18 protein-coding genes are annotated in these 22,522 nt (G+C 77.0%); 8 read left to right on the top strand and 10 right to left on the bottom strand.

What is annotated here, in order from left to right; all coding sequences use genetic code 11:
• Nucleotides 1-275 precede the first annotated feature (275 nt).
• The gene (locus tag OH807_RS37030; protein ID WP_406211388.1) at nucleotides 276-686 is read right to left on the bottom strand and encodes a pyridoxamine 5'-phosphate oxidase family protein; all 411 of its coding nucleotides are present in this window, start codon (nucleotides 684-686) and stop codon (nucleotides 276-278) included.
• Nucleotides 687-793: 107 nt separating this feature from the next.
• The gene (locus OH807_RS37025; protein ID WP_406208489.1) at nucleotides 794-1,705 is read right to left on the bottom strand and encodes a sigma 54 modulation/S30EA ribosomal C-terminal domain-containing protein; all 912 of its coding nucleotides are present in this window, start codon (nucleotides 1,703-1,705) and stop codon (nucleotides 794-796) included.
• Between the two features lie 658 nt (nucleotides 1,706-2,363).
• On the opposite strand from OH807_RS37025, the gene OH807_RS37020 reads away from it, so the two are divergent.
• The 3 genes from OH807_RS37020 to OH807_RS37010 all read left to right on the top strand — a co-directional run bounded on the left by OH807_RS37020 (nucleotide 2,364) and on the right by OH807_RS37010 (nucleotide 9,244).
• On the top strand, nucleotides 2,364-5,486 hold the full coding sequence (locus OH807_RS37020; RefSeq protein ID WP_406208486.1) for a type 2 lanthipeptide synthetase LanM family protein: 3,123 nt from the start codon (nucleotides 2,364-2,366) through the stop codon (nucleotides 5,484-5,486).
• A 120-nt stretch (nucleotides 5,487-5,606) separates the two neighbouring features.
• Entirely contained in the window at nucleotides 5,607-5,795 is a 189-nt protein-coding gene (locus tag OH807_RS37015; RefSeq protein ID WP_406208484.1) for a hypothetical protein, read from the top strand.
• A gap of 356 nt (nucleotides 5,796-6,151) precedes the next feature.
• Nucleotides 6,152-9,244 (top strand): AAA family ATPase, encoded by a 3,093-nt coding sequence (locus OH807_RS37010; protein WP_406208481.1) that lies wholly within the window; start codon nucleotides 6,152-6,154, stop codon nucleotides 9,242-9,244.
• A gap of 79 nt (nucleotides 9,245-9,323) precedes the next feature.
• Here OH807_RS37010 and OH807_RS37005 read toward each other — a convergent pair whose 3' ends face one another.
• Both OH807_RS37005 and OH807_RS37000 read right to left on the bottom strand, forming a co-directional pair.
• Nucleotides 9,324-11,408 (bottom strand): HelD family protein, encoded by a 2,085-nt coding sequence (locus OH807_RS37005; protein WP_406208479.1) that lies wholly within the window; start codon nucleotides 11,406-11,408, stop codon nucleotides 9,324-9,326.
• A gap of 260 nt (nucleotides 11,409-11,668) precedes the next feature.
• Entirely contained in the window at nucleotides 11,669-12,553 is an 885-nt protein-coding gene (locus OH807_RS37000) for a virginiamycin B lyase (protein WP_406208476.1), read from the bottom strand.
• A 23-nt stretch (nucleotides 12,554-12,576) separates the two neighbouring features.
• Here OH807_RS37000 and OH807_RS36995 point away from each other — a divergent pair, with 23 nt between their 5' ends.
• Nucleotides 12,577-12,798: a hypothetical protein gene (locus OH807_RS36995; protein ID WP_406208474.1), complete on the top strand. Its 222-nt coding sequence runs from the start codon at nucleotides 12,577-12,579 to the stop codon at nucleotides 12,796-12,798.
• Here the strand turns inward: OH807_RS36995 and OH807_RS36990 are convergent.
• From OH807_RS36990 to OH807_RS36965, 6 genes are all read right to left on the bottom strand, one after another.
• The gene (locus OH807_RS36990; protein WP_406208471.1) at nucleotides 12,785-13,987 is read right to left on the bottom strand and encodes an AI-2E family transporter; all 1,203 of its coding nucleotides are present in this window, start codon (nucleotides 13,985-13,987) and stop codon (nucleotides 12,785-12,787) included. The two genes, OH807_RS36995 and OH807_RS36990, sit on opposite strands and share 14 nt — an antisense overlap.
• Before the next feature lie 293 nt (nucleotides 13,988-14,280).
• Entirely contained in the window at nucleotides 14,281-15,456 is a 1,176-nt protein-coding gene (locus tag OH807_RS36985) for a winged helix DNA-binding domain-containing protein (RefSeq protein ID WP_406208468.1), read from the bottom strand.
• Nucleotides 15,453-16,178 carry a glycerophosphodiester phosphodiesterase gene (locus OH807_RS36980; RefSeq protein ID WP_406208465.1) on the bottom strand — a complete coding sequence of 242 codons (726 nt, stop codon included), beginning with the start codon at nucleotides 16,176-16,178 and terminating at the stop codon, nucleotides 15,453-15,455. The genes OH807_RS36985 and OH807_RS36980 overlap by 4 nt, the downstream gene beginning before the upstream one ends.
• Nucleotides 16,179-16,282: 104 nt before the next feature.
• Entirely contained in the window at nucleotides 16,283-16,732 is a 450-nt protein-coding gene (locus OH807_RS36975) for a hypothetical protein (RefSeq protein ID WP_406208462.1), read from the bottom strand.
• 96 nt (nucleotides 16,733-16,828) lie between these two features.
• Nucleotides 16,829-17,245 (bottom strand): molybdopterin-binding protein, encoded by a 417-nt coding sequence (locus tag OH807_RS36970; protein WP_406208459.1) that lies wholly within the window; start codon nucleotides 17,243-17,245, stop codon nucleotides 16,829-16,831.
• Nucleotides 17,246-17,495: 250 nt separating this feature from the next.
• Nucleotides 17,496-18,689: an ROK family transcriptional regulator gene (locus OH807_RS36965; protein ID WP_406208457.1), complete on the bottom strand. Its 1,194-nt coding sequence runs from the start codon at nucleotides 18,687-18,689 to the stop codon at nucleotides 17,496-17,498.
• 173 nt (nucleotides 18,690-18,862) lie between these two features.
• Here OH807_RS36965 and OH807_RS36960 point away from each other — a divergent pair, with 173 nt between their 5' ends.
• The 4 genes from OH807_RS36960 to OH807_RS36945 all read left to right on the top strand — a co-directional run bounded on the left by OH807_RS36960 (nucleotide 18,863) and on the right by OH807_RS36945 (nucleotide 22,442).
• On the top strand, nucleotides 18,863-20,134 hold the full coding sequence (locus tag OH807_RS36960) for an MFS transporter (protein ID WP_406208454.1): 1,272 nt from the start codon (nucleotides 18,863-18,865) through the stop codon (nucleotides 20,132-20,134).
• Between the two features lie 270 nt (nucleotides 20,135-20,404).
• Nucleotides 20,405-20,953 (top strand): RICIN domain-containing protein, encoded by a 549-nt coding sequence (locus tag OH807_RS36955; RefSeq protein WP_406208451.1) that lies wholly within the window; start codon nucleotides 20,405-20,407, stop codon nucleotides 20,951-20,953.
• A 66-nt stretch (nucleotides 20,954-21,019) separates the two neighbouring features.
• Nucleotides 21,020-21,565 carry an RICIN domain-containing protein gene (locus OH807_RS36950; RefSeq protein ID WP_406208449.1) on the top strand — a complete coding sequence of 182 codons (546 nt, stop codon included), beginning with the start codon at nucleotides 21,020-21,022 and terminating at the stop codon, nucleotides 21,563-21,565.
• A gap of 115 nt (nucleotides 21,566-21,680) precedes the next feature.
• On the top strand, nucleotides 21,681-22,442 hold the full coding sequence (locus OH807_RS36945) for a TVP38/TMEM64 family protein (RefSeq protein WP_406208446.1): 762 nt from the start codon (nucleotides 21,681-21,683) through the stop codon (nucleotides 22,440-22,442).
• The last annotated feature ends 80 nt before the right edge of the window (nucleotides 22,443-22,522 follow it).

The raw sequence follows: 22,522 nt of genomic DNA, 5'->3' as shown, positions 1-22,522 counted from the left end.
GGTGGGGGTGGCACTCGGCCCGGGGGCGCGTCGGTGCACTCGGGCCGGTCGCTGTCGGCGCAGCCACCACCTCACCTCGGCGGTGCAGCGGGCGCCCGGCACCTGGGGCCGGCTCTTCGGCCCGCTCGCGGACGGCGTCGCCGCCCACGACCGCGCGGCGAACGGGCTCCGTGGGGCGCGGCCGGACGGCGGCCGGTAGCGGACGCGCCGGGTGCGGGCCCCGGGGTGGCCGTACCGCTGCCCCGGGGGCCGCGCCCGGCGCCCCGTCCTGAGCGCTACCGGTGCGCGCCCGCGGTGAGGCGGTAGCCGGTCACCAGGTCGGGCTGGATCGCCACCGTGTGATCCGTGCCAGCCGCCACCCAGGGGCGCAACAGCGCGCGGTAGCGGGCCAGCTGGCCGGGGTCGGTGACCGGCCGGGCATAGCCGGTGACCACCACGCTCCAGCCGAGGTGGGTGAGCGGGTCGATCGCATCCGCCTCGTAGGCGACCACCACACCGGCCGCGTCGGCCCCGAGCGCCGCCGCGGTGAGCGCGGCGCCGTCGTGAGTGCGGATCACCACGGTGTCGTCCACCAGCAGGTGGTTGACCGGGCGGATGGCCGGCAGCGCCCGGGCGGTGAACACCACCCGGCCGAACGACGCACTGCCCAACAGCCGCAGGGCCTCTCCCCGTTCGACCGGCACCAGGTGGCGCGGCGGCGGCGCGGCGGGCGGGCGCCCGGCCGCACCGGGCGCACCGGGCGGGCTCGGCGGACGGCGCAGCGCGCGCAGCCGGCGGCGCACCGCCTCGTCGTTCACGAGACGGCCGCGATCAGTCCGAGCCGGCCGTCGAAGCGCCGGTAGAGCACCCGGCCGCGGTGCGTCCCCGGCTGGGCGAAGAAGAGGAACGGCAGATCGGCCGCGGAGAGCCGCTCGACGGCCTGGCCCTCCGTGAGCTCCGGCGCCCCGCACGGGTGGAGCGTGAGCGGGACGGCCGGGCACGTGGGCGGCCCGGCGGCCGCGGTGCGGGCGAGCCGGTAGCCGGTCGGGCCGACCCGGTAGACCACCGCGTCCGTCTCGGTGGCCGGGTCGGTGAACAGGTGGATGTCGAAGTCCATCGCGTCCATGGTCCGGGCCGCCGCGTCGGGCGAGCACCAGACCGGCGTGGCCCACTTGCGCCGGGCGATCCGCTGCGGCGTCTCGGCCCAGGGGACTTCGGTGCACGGGTGCGCCACCGTCCGGGCGGCACCGACGGCCACTGCCGTACGGTCGGCGCGCCACTCCCCGCCCCGCGCCACCGCGACCGGGCCGGCGCCCCGGCCGTCCGGGACCGCGCCCTGCACCGGGAGGCTCCGGCCCTGCACCGGCAGGCCGCGCCCCTGCGCGGGAACGCCGGCCAGGAGGACGCGGCCGCGCGGCCGGCGGGGCCACGGCCGGGGAGCCCAGCCGGCGGTGACGGCGGCGACCCGGGCGCGCAGCCCGTCCGCGAGCCGGTCCAACGCCTCGCCGAGGTCGGCAGCAGCCTCCTGGACGCGGATCCGCCGCCCGTCGACCTCGGCATTGACCTGGGCCAGGACGGTCGCCGCGCCGACCAGCCCGACCCGGACCCGCAGCGACTCGACCAGGGCGTCGGCCCCCTGTATCGCGGCCGCGATCCGGGCTCCGGCATCGACCGCGACGCCCCGCGACATCCCCTCGCACACCTGCACCGTGACCAACTCGCCCATCCCAGGCCTCTCCTGTCCCGCCTCGCCGTTGCACTTCCGGGTACTTCCACGCCCTGCCACGCCTGCCCCCGGCGAGGCCCGCGTACACACCCGCGCGCCGATCACGATCCCTCCGCCGCTCGCGGAGCGGGAAGGGCCGAACGGCCCCATCGACGCCCGCCGGCCGACCCCTGCACCCGGGCCCCACGACCGCCCCCACGGCGGCCCCACGGCGGCCCTGGGAGGGCTCCACGACGGCCCCACGGCGGCCCCGGCAGCGACTCGGCCCGCCCGACCTGCCGGGTGGTCAGCCCCGGTGGTCCGCAGCGCCGTTCGATCTCCGCCCTCCCGCGGCCCCGCGGACCCCGCGAACATGCGATGATCGGGGCCGCACCCGGCCCGGCGCACGCCGGCCGTCGGCCGCACTCCCCCGGATCATGCGGGACGGCCGTCACAAAGATGGGGGCCGGTCCCCCATGCCCCGGTGGGCACGACAGGACAAGGATCAACCCCGAGGGCGGCGTCTTCGACGGCAGCGCGGTCCTCTCCCGGCATCGGAGGTGCGGTGGTGGCAGAAGTGGACGCCGTGCGCAGAGCGCGCCCCGACGGGGGTGGCGCACCGGATCAGGGCCCGGTAGCACCGGCATCCGCCCAGGCCACCACGACGCCGCACCCTCCGATGCCCGGCAGCCGTCCGCCCCGCGACGGCGACCGTCCGGCCGCGGTGGTGACACCCGACCCGGCCCCGGCCCGCAGCACCGCATACGGCACGACACCCGGCACGACAGCCGCTGCGCCCCGGGCCACGACGCCCCTGCCCCCGTACCTCACCCCGGTCCCGCCCCAGGGCCTGCCCGGCGCCGCCCGGCTGCGGCCGCCCGGTGCGGCCGCCCCGTGGTGGGCAGCGGCGCTGACGCCGGGCCGCCCCTGGCCGGCCGGCCCGCCCGAGTGGGCCGCCTTCGTCGAGGCCGCCGTCGCCGCGGCCCCCGACCGGCCGGTGGTGCCGCGCGCCGCCTATCCGGACCTCACCGGCTTCGCCCTGGTCCTGACGCCGTTCGCCGACCACGCGCTGGCCCGGCTGCTCGCCGCGCTCACCGCCGCCGGTGTCACCCGGCCCGAACCGTCCGACCGGCCCGCCCGCGCCAACCCGCTGGACCTGCCCGCCCTCTGCGCCGGCTTCACCGCCCACCTCGCCACCCGGCTGAGCCGGATCGCCGCCCGCACGCTCGTCCTGGAGCTGCACACCGCACGGTCCGCGGGCCGGCTGAGCGGCGGCACCCCGCAGGAGCGGTTCCGCGTCTTCCTCGCCCTCACCGCGCGCCGGGAGGGCCTCGCCGCCCTGCTGCGCGACTACCCGGTGCTGGCCCGGCTGCTCGCCCAGGCCTGCCTGGACGCCGCCGACGCCTACGCCGAGCTGCTCGTCCGCTTCACGGCCGACCGACCGCTGCTGGTCCCCGGCCTGCTGCGCGGCACCGACCCCGGTCCGCTGGTGGCCGTGGACGCCGAGGCCGGCGACCGGCACCGCCGGGGCCGGGCCGTGGCGGTCCTGCACTTCGCGAACGGCGCCGCCGTCGTCCACCGCCCCCGGCCGCCCGCCGCCCACCGGCACTTCAACGAGCTGGTCGGCTGGTTCAACGCACAGCCCGACGTGCCCCGGCTGCGCGTGCTCGGGCTGCTCGACCGGGGCGGCCACGGCTGGACGGAGTTCGCCGAGGCCCGGCCGTGCCGCACCCACTTCGAGGTGGAGCGGTTCTACCGGCGCCAGGGCGCGCTGCTGGCCCTGCTGCACGTGCTCGACGGCACCGACCTGCACTTCGAGAACGTGGTCGCCTGCGGCGAGCACCCCGTCCTGGTCGACGTGGAGACGCTGTTCCACCCGCCGGCCCAGGCCGGTCCCGCGGCGGACCCGGCGGCCCGGGCGCTGGAGGAGTCGGTCCACCGGGTCGGCCTGCTGCCGCAGTTGCTGCTCGGCGACGACGGCGCGGTGGACGTCTCGGGCCTCGGCGGCGGCGGGGGCACCGCCTCCCCGGTGGAGGGCGTGGACTGGGCGGGCGCCGGCACCGACGAGATGCGGCTGGTGCGCCGCACCCGCCGGTTCGGCGAGGCCCGCAACCGACCCCGGCTGCACGGCGCCCCGGTCGACCCGGCCGCGCACACCGACGCCCTGGTGGCCGGGTTCCGTGCCGGGTACGCCGCGCTCACCGCCGGCCGCGACCGGCTCGGCGGCCCGCGCGGCCTGCTGCGGGCCTTCGCGGAGGACGAGGTGCGCGTGGTGCCGCGGGCCACCCGGGTGTACGCGCGGCTGCTCGACGAGTCGACCCACCCGGACGTGCTGCGCGACGCGGCCGCCCGCGGTGCCGTCCTGGAGCTGCTGCGCACCGACGCCGTCGACGACCCCGGCCGGCCCGGCCTCGCCGACCACGAGCTCACCGACCTCCGGGCCGGTGACGTCCCGCTGTTCACCACCCGGCCCGGCAGCCGCGACCTGTGGACGGCCGACGGCCGCCGGCTCCCCGGCGAGCTGGCCGAACCGGGGCTGGCCCGCGCCGAGGCCAAGCTTGCCGGCCTCGGCGGGGTCGACCGCAAGGACCAGGAGTGGATCATCCGGGCCGCGATGGCGGGGGCCGCCGCGACGCCCGCGCACCGCCCCGGCCGCCCGGCGGCGGAGAACGTCTGGGCCACCGCACCGGAACCGGAACGGCTGCTGGCCGCCGCCCGCGGCGTCGGGGACCAGCTGGTCGCCGCGGCGTACGGGGGGCGCGACCGCACCAACTGGCTCGGCCTGGAGCTGCTCGCCGACCGGTACTGGCGGGTCCGGCCGCTCGGCGCCGACCTGGCCGGCGGGTACACCGGCACCGCGCTCTTCCTCGCCCAACTCGCCGCCCTGACCGGCTCCGACCGCTACGCCGAGGTGGCCCGCCGGGCACTCGCGCCCGTGCCCGGCCTGCTCGACCTGCTCGGCACCCACCCCGACCACCCGGCCGCCGTCGGCTCGGGAGCCTTCGCCGGGCTCGGCGGCATCGCCTACGCGCTCACCGAGATCGCCCGCACCCTGGACGACCCGCTGATCCGGCAGTGGACCGGCCCGGCGGTGGCGCTCACCGCGGCCGCCGCCGAGCGCGAGAGCGACACCGGTGTGCACAGCGGCACCGCCGGCGGTCTGGCCGCCCTGCTCGCCGTGCACACCGCGACCGGCCGGCCGGAGGCCCTGCAAGCCGCCGCCCGCTGCGCGGCCCGGCTGGTCGCGGCGCCGCCGCCCGCCGGGCCCGGCTTCGCGCACGGCGCCGCCGGCACCGGGTGGGCGCTGCTGCGCTACGCCCACGCCGTCGGCGAGCCGGCCGGCGGCCCCTACCGGCGGACCGGCCTGGCGGCCCTGCACGCCGCGACCGCCGTCCGGCCCCGCGAGCCGTCCTGGTGCCGCGGCCGGCCCGGCATCGCGCTCGCCGTGGCCGACAGCCCGGCCGCGACGGCGGACCCGCGGCTCACCGACTGGCTGCAGCGGGCCGCCCGCAACACCGCGCGCGCCGCCCCGCTGCCCGACCACAGCCTCTGCCACGGCGAGCTCGGCGTCCTGGAGCTGCTCGGCCGCGACGGCCCTGCCCACGGGCGGACGCCCTGGGTGCGCCGGGCCGGCGCGCTGCTGGCCTGCGTCGACCGGAACGGCCCCCGCTCCGGCACACCCGAGCACGTGCCGCATCCGGGCCTGCTCACCGGCCTGGCCGGGATCGGGCACGGGCTGCTCCGGCTGGGCTTTCCCGAGCGGGTGCCCGCCGCCCTCCTGCTCGGCCCGCCGGCTCTTTGACCGCACCACCGTTCACGGCACCACCGGACCGGGTACGGTGCGGCGGGCGGGCAGTGCCGCCCGTCCGGGTTCCACCTCTGCCAGCACCCGATTCAATGACGAATGGGAGTACGTGAGCACATGCACGACACCGACCTGACACTCGTCCCGGTCCAGGCGACCACCCGGCCCGACGAGTCTGCCGACCACCCCGCCGGCGAGATCCGCCTGCGGGCCGGCGGCGGCCTGGGCCTGCGCTCCCACCTGCTCGCCTCCGGCAGCTCCGCAGCGTTCCCCTTCGAGTTCCCGACCATGACCGTCCCGGTCTGACACTCCCGGTCCGCCCCCGTACGGCCGGCCGTACCGTCCTCAACCGGTCCGCCGGTGGGCCGGTCCGCCGACGGTCCGGCCGTGACCCCCGCACCACCCCGGCCGACGCGCGGGAGCGACCGCGCCCGACCGGGCCGACCGCCACCGGGAACCGGGCAGCGCCCCGGTGGCGGTCCGGGGCCACCGGACCCGACCGGACGGGCACCGGCCTCCGCGGACCGCCGGGCCCTCCCGGGCGAACCGGGGCAGCACCCCGCACATGTGGTCGCGCGGTGCCGCCCGTGGTGGCGCGGCGTGCGCTTCGTGGCCGGTTCACCGCTCTACAGATCCAACAGGGCGTCAAGTAGCCTGCGGCCATGCGCACCACATCGTCGATCACCGTCGGCCGGGCGGCCGAGCTCGGCCTGCTCGGCAGCGCGCTGGCCGCCTCCCGGCAACGGGCCGGGCGGGCGGTGTTCCTGCTCGGCGAGGCCGGGATCGGCAAGTCCCGGCTGGCCGCGGAATGCGCCTACCTGGCCTACGGGTTCGGGCTGCCGGTACTGCGCGGCCGGGGATCCTCCACGCTGACGGTGACGCCGTTCCGGCCGCTGATCGAGGCACTCTCCTCGCGCTTCCGGGCCGTCGGCGCACCGGCCGACCCCGAACTCGACCCCTACCGGCCCGCCCTGGCCCGGCTGGTGCCCGAGTGGCGCGGCGCCGCGGCCGGCTCGGCCGGATACCCCGAGACGGTGGTCGAACTCGCCGAGGCGCTGCTGCGGCTGCTCGCCGTGCTCGGCCGGGAGCAGGGCTGCGTACTGCTGCTGGAGGACCTGCACGACACCGACGCGGAGACGCTCGCCGTGCTGGAGTACCTGGTCGACAACCTGGCCGGCCTGCCCGTCCTGGTGGTCGGGACGCTCCGGGCGGAGCCGGGCCCGGCGCTGGAGCTGGTCCGGGCGGCCGAGCGGCGGCGGGCCGCCGGCGTCGCCGAACTGGGGCCGCTGCCGGCGGCCGACGTCCGGGCGATGGCCGCCGCGATCCTGGAGAGCGACGTCGCCGAGGTGCCGGCGCCCGTCCTGGCGCAGCTCGCCGAGCGCGGCGACGGCTGCCCCTACCTGGTCGAGGAGCTGCTCGCCGACATGCTGGCCTCCGGCTCGCTGCACCGGGCCGGCGGCCGCTGGGCGGTGGCCGGCGGCCTGGGCACCGCGGTGCCCAGCACCATCGTGCGCAGCTGGGGCCGGCGGATGGCCGAGCTCGACCCGCCGGTGCGCGAACTCCTGCTGACCGCCGCCACGCTGGGCAGCCGGTTCTCGGTCACCACCGTCCAGTTGATCACCGGGTACGACGACCGGACGCTTTTCAGCCACCTCCGCTCGGCCTCGGAGGCCGATGTCATCGTGCCCGACGGGGCCGACCCCGACCGGTACGCGTTCCGGCACACCCTCACCGCCGACGCCGTCACCGCCACCATGGCGCCCGCCGAGCGCGCCGCAGTGGCCCGCCGCGCGGCCCGGGCGATCCTGCTCGCGGATCCGGAGCTCGGGGAGGAGCGGCGCCAGCTGGTCGCCTCGCTGCTGCTGGCCGGCGGTGACCGGGCCGGCGCCGCGGGACACTTCGCGGAGGCCGGCCGGCAGGTGCTGGAGGCGGGCGCCGCCGGTTCGGCGGTCGTGCTGCTGGAGCGCGCGCACGAACTCGCCGACGACGCCGGGCGGGCGGCCGTCACCGAGCAGTTGCTCCCGGCACTGGCCGAATCGGGCCGGCTGGACCGGGCGTTCGAGCTGGCCCGGACGCTTCCGCCGGTCGTCGCCCCGGCACCGGCCGCTCCCACGCTGACCGGCCGGGCACCGACCGCCGCGCGGGGCATGCCGGACGGCGGCCGGCGCGGGAGCGGGCACCCGCCCGCCGCCGACCGCCGGATCGAGCTGCACACCCGGCTCGCCTGGGCCGCGGTGATGGCCGAACGGACCACCGAGGCGAGAGCCCAGCTCACCGCGGCCCGCGCCCTCACCGGCGTACGGCCCCGCCCGGAGCAGGACGCCGCGCTGGTGGTGGTCGAGGGCCATCTCGCCCTGCTCCCCGGCCCGGAGGCCCCCGCCGACCCGCGCACCGACACCCCCGCCGATCCGCGCGTCAGCGCCCCCGCCGACCACCGGCCGGCCCGGGCCCGGCTCGCCGAGACCGAGCGGCTCGCCCGGCACGCCGCCGAGGTAGCCGAGCACTCCGGGCTGCCGGTCGTCGCCTGCCAGGCCTGGCAGTTGCTCGCCCTGCTGGCCCGCGAGCGCGGCTTCGACGACGCCGACGCCTGCCTGGAACGCATGCTGGCGGTGGCCGAGGCGCACGCCCTCCCGGTCTGGCGGGTCGAGGCACTGCTGCGGCTCGGTGCCAACGCCTTCATGCGCACCGGCGACGGCGCCCGCCTCGTCCGCGCCCGGGAGGCCGCCGCCGGGCTCGGGGCCATCGTGCTCACCCAGACCCTGGACGGCCTGCTCGCCATGAACGCGGTGCTGCGCGGGGAGTGGCGGACGGCCCGGGAGATCGTCGACCGATGTCTCGACGCCACCGCGCGGCTGCACAACCTCGCCGCGCACCGCTACCTGCTGCTCGGCTCCGCCACCCTCGCCGCACACCTCGGCCAGGACCGCGAGATGGAGCGCGAGCTGGCCCGGTTCAAGCAGGCGGGCGGCGAGGAGTCCTTCCTGATGCCGCTGCGCCACGGCCTCTGCCGGGCCGTCGGCGCCCTGCTCGCCGAGGACCGCGCCCGGGCCCGCGCCGAACTGGCGGCCGGACTCGCCTGGGAGCTCCAGCACCCCAGCGTCTTCTACCTGGCCGGCCGGCACGGCCTGCACCCGCTGCTGGAGGTCGTGGACGGCGCCTGGACGCGCGCCGAGTTCACGGCCGCCACCACGGCCCCGGCCGCCGGACTCGCCTGGAACCGGCAGTTCCTGCTCTTCGCCGAGGCCGTCCTGCTGGGTCGCGAGCAGCGCCCGGACGCCGCCGCCCGGACCCTCGACGAGGCCCGCGCGGCGGCCGCGCCGTTCCCGCTCGCCCATCACCTGGCGCTCCGGATCGCCGCCGAGGCCGCGCTCGCCGACGGCTGGGGCGAGCCGGTGCTCTGGCTGCGGGCCGCCGAGGAGTACTTCCACGGCGCCGGGATCCGGCCGGTGGCCGGCGCCTGCCGGGGCCTGCTGCGCCGGGCGGGCGCCAGCGTCGCGCAGCACCGGGGCGGGCGCGACGCCGTCCCGGCCCGGCTGCGCACCTGCGGGGTGACGCTGCGCGAGTACGAGGTGCTCGGGCTGCTCGCCGACCGCCCCGGCAACCAGCAACTGGCCCGGCGGCTCTCCATCTCCCCGCGCACGGTGGAGAAGCACCTCGCCAACCTGCTCTCCAAGACCGGCTGCCCGGACCGGTCCGCGCTCTGCGCGCTGGCCGCCGAGCTCGGCGGCGATCCCCCGGCCCGACCGACGGCCTGAGCGCCTCCGCACGCACCCCGCCCCCGCACGCCGCACCCCGCATCCCGCGCCCCGCACGCACCCCGCAGCGCCGGCCCGCCTACTCCGGCCGGACGGTGAGCACGCAGAGCCGCTTGGTCGCCCGGGTGAGGGCGACGTAGAGATCCCGTTCCCCGCTCGGCCGGGCGGCGGTGATCGCGTCCGGGTCCACGACGACGGCCGTGTCGAACTCCAGGCCGCGCGCCTCCGAGGCGGGCACCAGGCGGGCGTACTCCCCGACGCCCGCGGCGGCCAGGTCCTCCACCGCCGCGTCGGCGCAGACCACGCCGAGCAGTTCGCCCGGGTGCGCCGCGGCCTGCTCGCGCAGCTCCCGCCGCAGCTCCGCGGTGAGCCGGTCCGCCGTCGTGGCAAGGGTGCTGGGCTCGTCCCCGTGGCGGACGGAGCTGATCGGTGGCTGCTCGGGGGCGATCCGGGTGAGCAGCGCGGTGGTGGTGGCCAGGATCTCCTGGGTGGTGCGGTAGCTGACAGTGAGGGTGCGCAGGTCGAAACGGCGGTCGAGGTGCGGGTCCAGCGCCTCGTTCCAGCCGCGCGCGGTGGTCGCGGCGCCAGCCTGGGCGAAGTCGCCGACCAGCGTCATCGACCGGGCGGGGCAGCGCCGCAGCACCATCCGCCACTGCATGGCGGTGAGCTCCTGCGCCTCGTCGACGACGACGTGCCCGAAGGTGCGCTCCGGCGGCCCGTCGACCAGGCTCGCCGCCTCGTCCAGCAGCGCCACGTCCGCGTCCGACCACGGCTCGCCGGGCCCGCGGAGCAGCAGGGCACGCTCGGCCTCGCCGAGCCCGGGGAGGTGCTCGGCCGCCGCGGCCTGGTCGGTCAGCAGGGCCCGGACGACGTCGGCGGACACCAGCCGGGGCCACAACTCGTCGACGGACCGGTCCATGTGGTCGTCGTCCAGCAGCGCCGCGCGCATCGCGTCGGCGTCGAACTCGTCGGCGCCGGAGACGGGTTCGTCGTCCATGCCGAGGTTGCGCAGGTCCGCCGCCGCGACCCGGTCGAGGTCGACCCCGGTCAGCTGGGCGACCTGCTCGTAGATCTCCGCCAGCACGTCGACGGCGCTGCGGGCCAGCGCGGCCGTGACGGCGTCGACGAGCAGCTCCAGGAACAGCCGGCGGGCCCGGTTGTGTGCGAGCCCGCTCGACTGCGCACTGCTCCGCGCCCGGGCGACGTCCGCCTCGTCCAGCCGGATCCACTCCTGGCCCACCCGCACGGTGAACCCGCCCTCCGGCGCCTGCCGGGACCGGACCAGCCCGGCCAGCGCGTCCACCCACGCGGCGTCGCCCTTGATCCGCGCCACCGCGTACGGATCCACCGCCCCGGCCCGGATGCCGGCGAGCTCCCCGCAGGTGGAGAGCTCCACGTCGTTCTCGCCGAGCGAGGGCAGCACCTGCGAGATGTAGTCCAGGAACCGGGCGTTGGGGCCGAGCACCAGCACGCCGCGCTCGGCGGCCTTGGGGAAGGCGTACAGCACGTACGCCGCCCGGTGCAGGGCCACCACCGTCTTTCCGGTGCCCGGGCCGCCCTGAACGACCGTCACGCCCCGGTGTGTCGAGCGGACGATGGCGTCCTGCTCGGTCTGGAGCGTCGCCACCGCCGAGCCCATCCGCCCCGTCCGGCGGGCCCGCAGGGCCGCCGCGAGCGGTCCGTCACCCACCACGTCCTGGTCGGTGGGCTCGGAGCCGTCCAGTACTTCGTCGCTGACCCCGACGACCGTCCGGCCCTCCAGCCGGAGATGGCGCCGGCGGCGCAGGCCCATCGGGTGCACCGGCGTCGCCTCGTAGAAGGACCTCGCCGCCTCGGCCCGCCAGTCGACCAGCACCGGCAGCTCGTCCTCGTCCCGCTGGAGCCCCAGCCGCCCGATCCGCAGGAGCGTGCCGTCGGCCAGGTCGATCCGGCCGAACACCAGCCCGCCCTCGGCGCCCTCCAACCGCTTCAGCTCCCGCCCGAGCTGACTTGCCGCCAGCTCGCGCTCGAAGATCGCCCCCTCGCTCCCGGCCCGGGCTGCGAGCACCTCCCCCAGCTGTACCCGCGTGCGGGAAAGCCGCTCGTCGAACAGTCCGCAGATGGCGGACACCCCGGCCCGCTCGGTCTCCACCTGGCGTGCCGCGTTGTCGTTGCCCCGTGACAAGAAATGCCTCCTCTGGGTCGCGGCCTGCCACTATGCGGAGGATTCCCGGGAAAGTAAATATTGACCTTGCGGTCGGAATCGTGTCCTCGCCCGGCCTGCCACAGGCTCACCGGGGCGGCCCGGGAACGGCATTCCGTGCGGGCCGGGCCACGAGCCAGGACGGCGCCCGGGCCGCGCCCGGCAACTGCCAGGGCCCCAGGGCCTCGGGCATCGGACGTCAGTGGGTCAGGCGTCAGGCGTCAGGCGTCAGGCGTCAGGCGTCAGGCGTCAGGCGTCAGGCGGACGATCTCGCCGATCTCCAGGGCCGCGTACACGGCGCCGTCCGGGCCGACCGCGATGCCGTGCGGCTCCGAGGCGGCGACCGGCAGGTCGTACCCCCGGTAGCTGCCGTCCGCGGTGAGCGAGCCGATCCGGTTGCCGGCCCACTCGGTGAACCAGAGCCGCCCCTGCGGCCCGGCGGCGACGGCGTGCGGCCGGCCGGCCCGGTCGGGCAGCGGGTACTCGGTCACCGTGCCGTCGACGGCGATCCGGCCGAGCTGCCCGGCGCCGATCTCCACGCACCAGAGCGCACCGTCACCGCCCGCGGCGATGCCGACCGGCGCCGCCCCCTCGGTCGGCAGCCCGTGCACCGTGACCGCGCCGTCCACGGTGATCCGGCCGACGGCATGGGCCTGGTTGAGGGTGAACCAGAGTGCACCGTCGGGGCCCGCGGTGATCATCGACGGCATGCCGCCCGCCACCGGCAGCGGATACTCCGTCACCTCGCCGTCCACCGTGATCCGGCCGATCCGGCCGGCGTTCAGCTCGGTGAACCAGAGCGCCCCGTCCGGTCCCGCGGTGATCCCGTACGGTCCGGCGCCGTCCGTCGGCAGCGCGAAGGAGCGCTCGCCGCCGTCCACGTCGATCCGCCCGATCCGGTGGTCCCGCATCCGGGCGAACCAGAGCGCGCCGTCCGGCCCCGCTGTGATCACCGAGGGCCCGCATCCGGGCGCCCCGAGCCCGAACCGCCGCACCGACCCGTCCGCCGCCAGCCGCCCGATCTCCCCGGCGTGCACCAGCGTGAACCAGACCGCGCCGTCCGGTCCGACCGTGACCCCGTACGGCCCGGCCCGGCCGTCCGACACCTCGAACCGCTCGACCGTCATCGACCCTCCCCCACTATTGCGACGTGCGTCGCATTAACACTCTCGCACAGGCCCACCCGCACCACAAGCACGGCGCAGCACCGCCGACGCGGCCAACGCCGGCCGACGCGCCCGGCCGCGGCCCGGAACCTGCCGAACTGATCCAACCACCCGCCGGGCCGACCGAGTTCTGCCAGAACCTCGACCTGGTCACCTGGTTCGCCGGGCACGCGCTGCGCCGCGGCTGCCCGGTCACTTACCGCTGACCTCGGACCGCTCGGGCTCGGCCGCCCCGGCCCGGCCGCCCCGCCTGGCACGGCCGGGCGCGCCACGCAGGACGGAGATGACGCCGACGCCGGCCGCGCAGACCGGGACGGCGAGCAGCGCACCGAGGATCCCGGCGATCCCGGCACCCGCCACCACGGCCGCCATGATGGTCGCCGGGTGCAGCTCGACGGTGCGGCTCTGGATCACCGGCTGGAGGATGTTGCCCTCGATCATCTGGACGGCGAGCACCACGCCCAGCGTCCAGAGCGCCGTGCCGAACCCGCCGTCGGCCAACGCGACCAGCACGGCCACCGTCCCGGAGAGGAACGCCCCGATGAACGGGATGTAGGCGCCCATGAAGACCAGCGCGCCGAGCCCGGGGGCACCGGGGACGCTCAGCAGCAGCAGGCCCACGGTGATGAAGAAGGCGTCGATCAGCGCGATCAGCGTCGTCCCCCGCATGAAGCCGGCCATCGCCTCGAAGGCGCGGCCGGCGCAGGCGATGACCGTCTCGGCGCTGCGGGGCGGGAGGTAGGAGCGGACGGCCTCGGGGGTGCGATGGCCGTCCCGGAGGAAGAAGAAGACCAGCGCGAGGGTCAGCACGCCGCCGGTGAGGATCTGGGTGGCCAGGCCGAGGCCGGAGAGCACGCTGTTGGTGAGGGTGCTGACGAGGCCGTTGGTCTCGCCCTGCGCGTTGTCCAGCGCGTGGCGGATCTTCTCGCCGAAGGGTCCGAGCCATTCGGCGATCCGGTCACCCGCCTCCTGGAGCGCCTGGGCGATCTGCGGGGCGCTGTGCACCAGCGAGTTGACCAGCAGGGCGATCACTCCGCCGACCGCGGCCACCAGCAGCGCGCAGGTGAGCCCGGCGGCCAGGCCGCGGCCGACGCCGCGCCGGACCATCCACGGCATCACGGGGTAGAGCAGGGACGTCCCGAGCAGTGCCAGCAGGACCGGGACGGTGGCGGCGCGCAGCTCGACGAAGGCGAAGACCGCGAGCGCGAAGACGGTGATCAGGACGATGACGGCCACCGACCAGGCGGCGGCCGCGCGCACCGGCGGCGGCAGCATCAGGTAGGGCCGGCGGTGGTCCGTCCGGCGTTCGAAGCCGACGTCGTCCGGACCGCCACCCGACGGGGGCTCCCCCGACATGTCCACCTCCGACTGGGCCGACCGGTCAGTTCGCCCCATCTCAGCAGATGATCTGATCAAGTGCCCGTTTTGTCGCGTCCTGGCGCGCCCGGGCCGACGGCCCGACGCCCCCGGCCCGGGGCCACCGGCCCCACTCTGCAACCGCACCCCGGCCGCACCCCGGCGGAACGGGCGGGGCTCACCCCATCGAGTCCGCCGGGCCGGGGACACGCCGGAACACCCGCCCGACGGTCGAACGCCAGGACCGGGCCGGCCTCACCGACCGACCCGTCGACGGCACGCCGGCACGCCAGTACGACGGGCAGTACGACTGTGACGCCGCTACGAGGCCGCTACGCCGCGTCCTCGAAGCGGATCTCCCCACCGGCAGCGCCGTCACCGGCAGCGCCCCCGCCGGCACCCCCGCCGGTGCCACCGCCGTCCGGCGCCGCGTCGGCCGCGAAGGCCAGCACCCGGGCGGCCTCGGCCTCCGCCGCCTGCCGGTCCGCGGGCCGCAGCAGCGCGAACGGGCGGATCACCACCGCCCGCGCCCCGCCCCGGCCGCCCTCCGTCAGCTGCCAGCTCCCGGCCACCAGCCCGTCCACCAGCAGGATGCCGGGCACGAGACCGTTCTGCGTCATCACCCGCGGCCGGTACTCCTCGGGCAGGACGCGGGTGCGGTCGGCGTGCGAGAGCACCAGGTTGTCGAAGGGCGCCAGCAGCCGGACGGGCGCCGGCACCGACGGGTCGGGCCGGGGTGCGTCCGGCAGGTCGTGGAGCAGCCGGCCCTGCTCGTCCCGGAAGGTCACCAGCCGGGGGGCGAGCCGCTTCAGCACCGGTCCGAGCCGGCTGAGACCGCACCACTTCTGCAGGTCGGCGACGGTGGCCGGGCCGAAGGCGGCGAGGTAGCGAAGGGCCAGGTCGTCGAGGACCGGCTCGGGGTCGAGCGGGCGGCCGAGCCAGTGCTCGGCGGTGGTGTGCGCGGCGGCGCCGCTGCGGCCCCAGATCCCGCGCGGCGGCACCTGCACCAGCGGCAGCAGGCCGCGGGCGCCCTGGGCCAGGGCGGCCGGATCGCGGTCGGGGCGGGTGGCGGCGAGCAGCGGGCCGAGCTGCTGGAAGGTACGCGGCTGCTCCTCCAGCAGCGTCCGGGCCTCGGCGGCGAGCGCGTCGAGGTCGAGGCCCGCGAGCTGCTTGCCGAAGGTGCTGCGCAGGCCCTGGTCCAGGACGGGCTGGAGGAGCGGGCGCAGGGTCAGGCAGTCCTCGGCGGTGACGAGGTGGATGGTGCCGCGCTGGAGCGCGATCCGGACGACCCCGCGCTCGTCGAGGAGCGTGGTGAGCTGCGCGGCGGAGAAGCCGTCCAGCCGGGAGAGCAGCCCGAGGTAGGGCGGCTGCGGCACGGCCTGGGCCTGGAGCCCGCCGAGGTGGTGGACCAGCGCGGCGGGTGTCATGGTGCTGCGGGCGAGCAGGTGCTGACGGGCCAGCAGGGCGCGGCCCAGCGCACGGGGTGTCAGGACGGCCGGCCCGGTCACCGCCGCTCGTCCAGGACGGCGCGCAGCAGGGCGATCCGGTTGCTGGTGACGGAGTCCACCCCGGCCGCGCGGAGCCGGCGCATGGTGCGGCGCAGGTCCGCCGTCCAGGTGGAGACGGCGAGGCCGGCGTCGTGCGCGGCGGCCGTGAACTCCGCGGTGGCGAGGCCGAACGGCGGGTTGAGGTAGTGCGGGCGCAGGTCGTCGAGCAGGGCGCGGACGGGCAGCCGGGGCTGCTTCCAGGTGAGCGCGATCTCGGCGTCGGGGGCGAGCGCCCGGACGGCGAGCATCGCGGTGGCGGGGCCGCAGAAGGCCACCCGGCGCTCCGCCCCGAGACCGGTGACGGTCTCCCAGGTGGCCGCGACGGGGTGCGGGTCGTCCAGGTCGATCAGCAGCCGGGCGGCCGGGGTGGCGCCCACGGTCTTGAGCGCTTCCGCGAGGGTGGGGACGGTGAGGTCGCCGTCGCGCAGCTCGTCCAGCTGCTCCGCGGTGACCCGGCGCAGCTCGCGCGGGTCGCCCCAGAGGCGGTCGAGGGTCGCGTCGTGGAGCAGGACGGGCACGCCGTCGCGGGTGAGCCGGACGTCGACCTCGACGGCGTCGGCGCCGGCGGCGAGGGCGGACTCGACGGAGGGCAGGGTGTTCTCGCGGTACCGGTAGGGGTCGCCGCGGTGGGCGACGGCGAGCACCGGGCGGCGGTCTGCGGGCTGCGGGCGGGCGGCGTTCACGGCGGCGGCGTTCCTCGGGGCGGCGGACGGGGCGGCAGGCAGGACGGCAGGACGTGCGACGGGCGGGGCGGCGGCCGGGCGGTGGGGCACGGGCCGGGCGGCGGTCACCTCGACCGCCCCACCAGCCCGGCGAGCCACGGGGTCAGGTGGAGCATGGTGACGGCCTCCCGGTAGGCCGCCTCGCCGGGCACGGTCACGATCAGCGTGCAGGACGGCGGGAAGGCCCGCTGCCGGACGTGCACCCGCCCGCTCCAGAGCGCGTCGAGGAAGGCGGGCACGCTGTCGCGCGGCACGTCGAAGTCGATGCCGTCGACGGTGACCAGCGCCTCGTCGTGGACGAAGAGGCGGACGCCGATCTCGGGCCGGCCGCCGATCTCCAGCAGCGCCTCGTGGGGTATCGCGTCGAGTTCGTCGCCGTCGGCGCCGACGAGCCCGGCGAAGGTCCGGTCCCGGCCGATGTCGTGGGCGGCGCGGACCTCGCGGCCGTGCCGGGCGGCCATCGCCTCGACCGCGAAGACGGCGCTCTGGGTGGACGGCAGCGGGGGGTGGGGCATCGGGTGGCGGTCCTCTCGTCGGTGGGTCACGGCCGGAAGGGGCGGCTCACGGCCGGAAGGGGCGGGGCGCGCGCACGAATCGGCGCAGTCCGGCCGTCACCGCAGTTCGACCATCACGTTGGTCGACTTGATGACCGCCGTCGCGGGCGCACCGGGCACCAGCTTGAGCTCCTCCGCCGACTCCCGGCTGATCAGCGAGACCACCCGGAACGGCCCCGCCTGGATCTCCACCTGCGCGGCGACGTCACCGAGCACCACGTCGGTGACGATCCCGGGGAACCGGTTGCGCGCCGAGGAGGGCCGCCCCTCGGCCTCGGCGTTCTCGGGACGGGCGAGCTCCCGGGCGAAGGCGGCCAGCTGGGCACCGGGGATGATCCGGTGGCCGTGCTCGTCCCGCTCGGCGGCGACCCGGCCGGCGTCGACCCAGCGCCGCATGGTGTCGGCACTGACGCCGAGCATCGCCGCCGCCTCGCCGATCCGGTACGGGTTGACCGGCACCCCGGACTGGCTCATCTGCGACTCCTGACGGTGGTTCGGTGGATCGGCGGCCCGGCGGACCGGGCTGCTGAAGGGGCACGACCCCGGCCCCGCCGCCATCCTGCCGTACCGGGCACCCGCCCGGCCAAGCGGACTGCCTTCGGCACGCCACCGCGCCCCGGCCGCCGGGCCCGGCGCGCGCGTCACGAGGCCGCGAGCGGCGCCGGGAGCGCCACCGGCAGCGGCACTGGAAGCAGCACCGGGCACGGCGCCACGGCGCCGGGCATCACGGCTCGCCGAAGAGGTCCTGCCGGACGGCGTCACCGGCGGTCAGGACGGCGCCGGCGAGCACCGCGCCGCCACCGGCCGTCCCGGCCCGGACCTCGGTGCGCAGCGGGGTCAGCCCGGCGAGCCGCCGCTCCACCCGGCGGGCGAGTTCGGCACCGCCGGCCCGGCCGATCTCGCCGCCGAGGACGACGCAGCCCGGGTCGAGGACGACGCAGACGGCGGCGGCGCCGACGGCGACCCGTTCGGCGAGCTGGTCCAGGAACGGTCCGCCGGGCCCGCCGTCGGCGAGCGCGCCGAGCGCCGCACGGACGGCCGCCTCGGCGGCGGCCGCGTCGTCGGCAGGGTCGGCCGGCAGGCCGTGCTCGCGGGCCAGCGCGCAGATCGCGGCGCTGCCGACCAGGCCGTGGAAGCCGCCCTCGCAGCCGGTGGCGCTGGGCAGCCGGTCCGTGCCGGGGACGGGCAGGAAGCAGATCTCGCCGGTGCCGCCGGAGGCGCCGCGGCGCAGCCGCCCGTCGATGATCACGGCGGCGCCGACGCTGTGGCCGAGCCAGATCAGCACGAAGGTGTCCTGGCCGCGGGCGGCGCCGATCCGGTACTCGGCCCGGCCGGCCAGGTTGACCTCGTTCTCCAGGATCACGTCGGTGCCGGGCAGCGTGCGCAGGGCCGTGAGCAGTTCGGTGTGCCAGGCGGGCAGGGCGCCGGTGCTGTGGAGCCGGCCGCTGGCGGGGTCGACCAGTCCGGGCGCGCCGACGGCCACGGTGTGCAGCCGTTCGACGCCGGCCTGCCGGGCGGTGTCGAGCAGGGACCGGACGATCCGGTCGGCCGTGTCCGCGTCGCCGCGCCCCTCGACGGCCACCTCCGCGGTGGCGAGGGCGTGCCCGGCGAAGTCGGCGACGACCACGCTGGCACCGCCGGAGCGGACGTCGACGGCGCCGATGTGGGCCCGCGAGGCGACCAGTGCGTAGACCCGGGCGTTGGGACCGCGGCGCTGCTCTCCGCGTTCGCCGACCACGGCGACCAGGCCGGTGTGCTGCAGCCGTTCCAGCAGGTCGGCCACGGTCGGCCGGGAGAGGCCGGTGAGGCCGCGCAGCTCGGTCGCGGTCAGTGGTCCCTGTTCGAGCAACAGGTTGAGCGCCAGCCGGTCGTTGATCGCCCGGGCGGTGCTCGGCGTGGCCGTACGCACGGTGGTCATGGGAGTGCATCCTTCCAGAGTGTTTCTATCAGGGTCCCTTCCTGATAATTTATCGAACGACCGCGGACCGCACCAACGGCGCCGCGCGGGGCACATGCCCCACAGGAACCGACCACTCAGGAACCACCCACTGGGGACCGCCGCGCACCGACGCGGCCGGGAGGGAAGACCGGATGACCGACACACCCACCACCGCCGGGCCGGAGCCCGTCCGGCCCGGCACCCCCGGCCCGGACGGCCGGGGCGACACCCTGCAACGGCCCCGCCGCGCCAGGACGTCCGTCGCCCTGGTGTTCGCCGTCCACGGCGCCGTCGGCGGCACCTTCGTCACCCGGATCCCGTGGCTCCAGGACCGCCTCCACCTCTCCCCCGGCCAGCTCGGCCTGGCCCTGGTGATGCCCGCCGTCGGGTCGTTCCTCGCCATGCCACTGGCCGGCCGGGTCGTCCACCGGCACGGCGGGCGGGCCGCCGTCCGCGGGCTCCTCACCGTCTGGTGCCTGGCCCTGGTGCTGCCCGTCCTCGCCCCCTCGCTGCCGGTCCTGTGCGCAGCGCTCTTCGTGTACGGCGCGACCGCCGGCATGGCGGACGTGGCGATGAACGCGCAGGGCGTCGAGATCGAACAGCGGCTCGGCCGCTCGATCATGTCCGGACTGCACGGCATGTGGAGCGTCGGCTGTCTGGTCGCCTCGGGCCTCGGCATCCTCGCCGCCCACCTGGAGCTGGACGCCCGGCTCCAGCTGGTCGTCACCGCGCTGGTGCTGGCCGTCCTCGCGCAGCCGGTCTCGCACGGCCTGCCGGATCTGCGGGCGGCGGCGGAGGCGGAGGCGCCGCCGCGGTTCGCCCTGCCGCCGCGCAGCTCGCTGGTGATCGGCCTGGTCGGCTTCTGCGCGGTGTTCGCCGAGGGCGCCTCGATGGACTGGAGCGGGGTCTACCTGAAGGACGTCACCGGCGCCTCGGCCACCCTGGCCGCCGCCTCGTACACGGCGTTCGCGCTCACCATGGCGGTCAGCCGGCTGGCCGGCGACGCGGTGATCCGCCGGCTCGGCGCCGTCTGGGCGACCAGGCTCGGCGGCGCGGTCGCCACCGTGGGCGGCCTGCTGGTGGTCGTCGCCGACAGCCCGGCCACGGCCATCCCCGGCTTCGCCCTGATCGGCGTCGGCATCGCGGTGATCGTCCCGCTGGCCTTCGCGGCGGCCGGCCGGATCGGCAGCAACGCCAGCCAGGCCATCGCCGGCGTCGCGACCGTCACCTACACCTCCGGGCTGGTCGCGCCCGCCGTCATCGGCACCCTGGCCCAGGCCACCTCGCTGAGCGTCTCGTTCTCCCTGGTGACCGCGCTCGCCTTCGCGCTGGTCCTGAGCGCGGGCGCGCTGCGCCGCGCCGAACGTCCCGCCGCGCCGGCCGACTCCGGCCGCCCGCGCTCCACCCCGGTCCTGACGGAGTGACACCCGCGCCCGCCGCCCCGCCGACGGCCGGCAATTCTCCGGACCGACGCGCAACCTTTTCGAACGGCGCGTGTCCAACCAAGTGACACACCCGGCCACCCGGCTGTAGCACCGCCCCGGCCGTCCCGACCCAGCGCCTGATCCTCACCCCGCCCGGGGGGCGCCTCGTACCGACCCCGACCCGCCACGGTGGGGAGCCCGGCGGGGCTCCCCACCGCGACTGCCCCAGCACAGCCGCCCACCTCGTGCGCCATCACCAGGAGGAACGCCATGCCCACCCGCGTCAGCACCACCCACCGCCGCCTCGGCCCCGCCGCCGTCCTCACCCTCGCACTCGCCACCGGGGCGGCGGTCGCCGTCCCCACCGCCCCCGCCCGGGCCGAGGACTCCGCCCGTTTCGTGATCGGGAACCTCTCCTCCTACAAGTGCCTGGAGGTCGCCGACCGGCGCACCGACGACGGTGCCCCGGTCCGCCAATGGACGTGCACCGGCGGCGACAACCAGAAGTGGTACTGGACCGACCGCAACGAGCTGGTCAACGTCCACAGCGGCAAGTGCCTGGAGATCCCCGCCTACAGCACCACCTGGGGCACCCCGGCCGGCCAGTGGACCTGCAACGGCGGCACCAACCAGGCCTGGAGCGACGCGAACCGGCTGCACAGCGGGCTCCGGTACCTCACCAACGCCCACAGCGGCCTCTACCTGGACGTGGCCGGGGCGAGCACCGCCGACGGCGCGCCGGTAGGCCAGTGGGGCCTCAACGCCGGGTACAACCAGGTCTGGTACTACCAGCCGTTCCCGCCCGGACCGCACAACTGAACAACTGAACAACTGACGGACCGCCCGCTCCGCCGCCGCACCTCCCAACCCATCGCAGGAGACGCCGTGATCAGGCTCCGCCGCACCCTCGTCGCACCGCTCGGCTCCGCAGCCCTCCTCACCGCCACCGCACTGGCCCCCACCGCACTCGTGGCGGCCGCACCCGCCCGGGCCGCCACCACGGCCCCGTTCGAGATCAACAGCGCCGCCACCGGGAGGTGCCTGGAGGTCGCCGACTGGCGCACCGACGACGCCGCCCCCGTCCGCCAGTGGACGTGCACCGGCGGCGACAACCAGAAGTGGGTCCGCACCGACCGCAACGAGTTCGTCAACGTGCACAGCGGCAAGTGCCTGGAGATCCCCGCCTACAGCACCACCTGGGGCACCCGGGCCGGCCAGTGGACCTGCAACGGCGGCACCAACCAGGCCTGGGACGAGACCGTCGTCCACCACAGCGGTATCCGCACGCTCACCAACCGCAACAGCGGCCTGCTCCTCGACCTCGTCGGCGGCAGCTACGAGGACGGCACCCCGGTGGAGCAGTGGGGCAACAACTACGGCCTCAACCAGATCTGGCTCTACTCCCCCTGGCCGGCCGGCTCGGTCGGCTGACCCCCGCGCACCCGCGCACCCGCTCACCCCGCCACCCACCTACCGCCGGCCTGCCTGCCCGCCCGTGGCTCAGGGGCACGCCACGGGCGGGCGGGCCACCGGTTAGGCTCGGCCGGTGCCCGCACCCGCCTCGCCCACACCTCCGCCGCCGACCGCGCCGGCCACGCCGGACACGCCGGCTGCGCTGCCGGCCACGCCGGACACGCCGCCGACCGCCCGGGCGGGGCGGTCGCCGTGGCCGCGGTTCGCCCTGCTGGTGGCGATCCTCGCGGCGGCGGCGGGCTCGCTGCTGCTCTGGAACCCGACCGCCCTGCTCTCCCACGGACTCCCGGCCGGCGTGCCCGGGTACTGGCTGGCACCCGCGTTCACCCTGGTCTACGCCGTGGGGACGCTCGCCTTCGTGCCGCGACCGGCCCTGAACGCGGCGGCGGGGCTGCTGCTCGGCATCCAGCAGGGCGTCGCGCTGGCCGTCCTGGGCACCACGCTCGGCGCCGCGCTGGCCTTCGCGCTCGGCCGGCTGCTCGGCCGCGACGCGCTCCGGCCGTACCTGCGGGGGCGGATGCTGACCGCGCTGGACCGGCGCTTCACCGAGCAGGGGTTCCGCAGCGTGCTGCTGCTGCGCCTGCTGCCCGGCCTGCCGTTCCAGGCCGGGAACTACGGCGCGGCCTTCTCCGGCGTGCGCTTCCTCCCGTTCCTCACCGCGACGGCGCTGGGCGTCGTCCCGACCACCGCGATCTACGTGACGGCCGCCGCCAGCGCGGGCGAGCCGGGATCGGCGGCCTTCCTGCTCTCGGCCGGGGCGATCGCCGCCCTCGTGGTGGGGAGCCTGGTCTCGTTCTGGCGGGCCGCCGCCCGGCGGCGCTCGCCCGCCGCCTGAGCGCCCGCGCCGCCCACCGCACCCCGGCGGGCCCGCGCGCCCACCGACTATTCGGTCGCTTCCGCAGCCGGGCTGCGCCA

It is taken from the genome of Kitasatospora sp. NBC_01560, assembly GCF_045208415.1.
GTDB lineage: Bacteria > Actinomycetota > Actinomycetes > Streptomycetales > Streptomycetaceae > Kitasatospora.
Note: the sequence above shows the minus strand (reverse complement) of the source record. Positions and strands in the feature narration are given on the sequence as shown.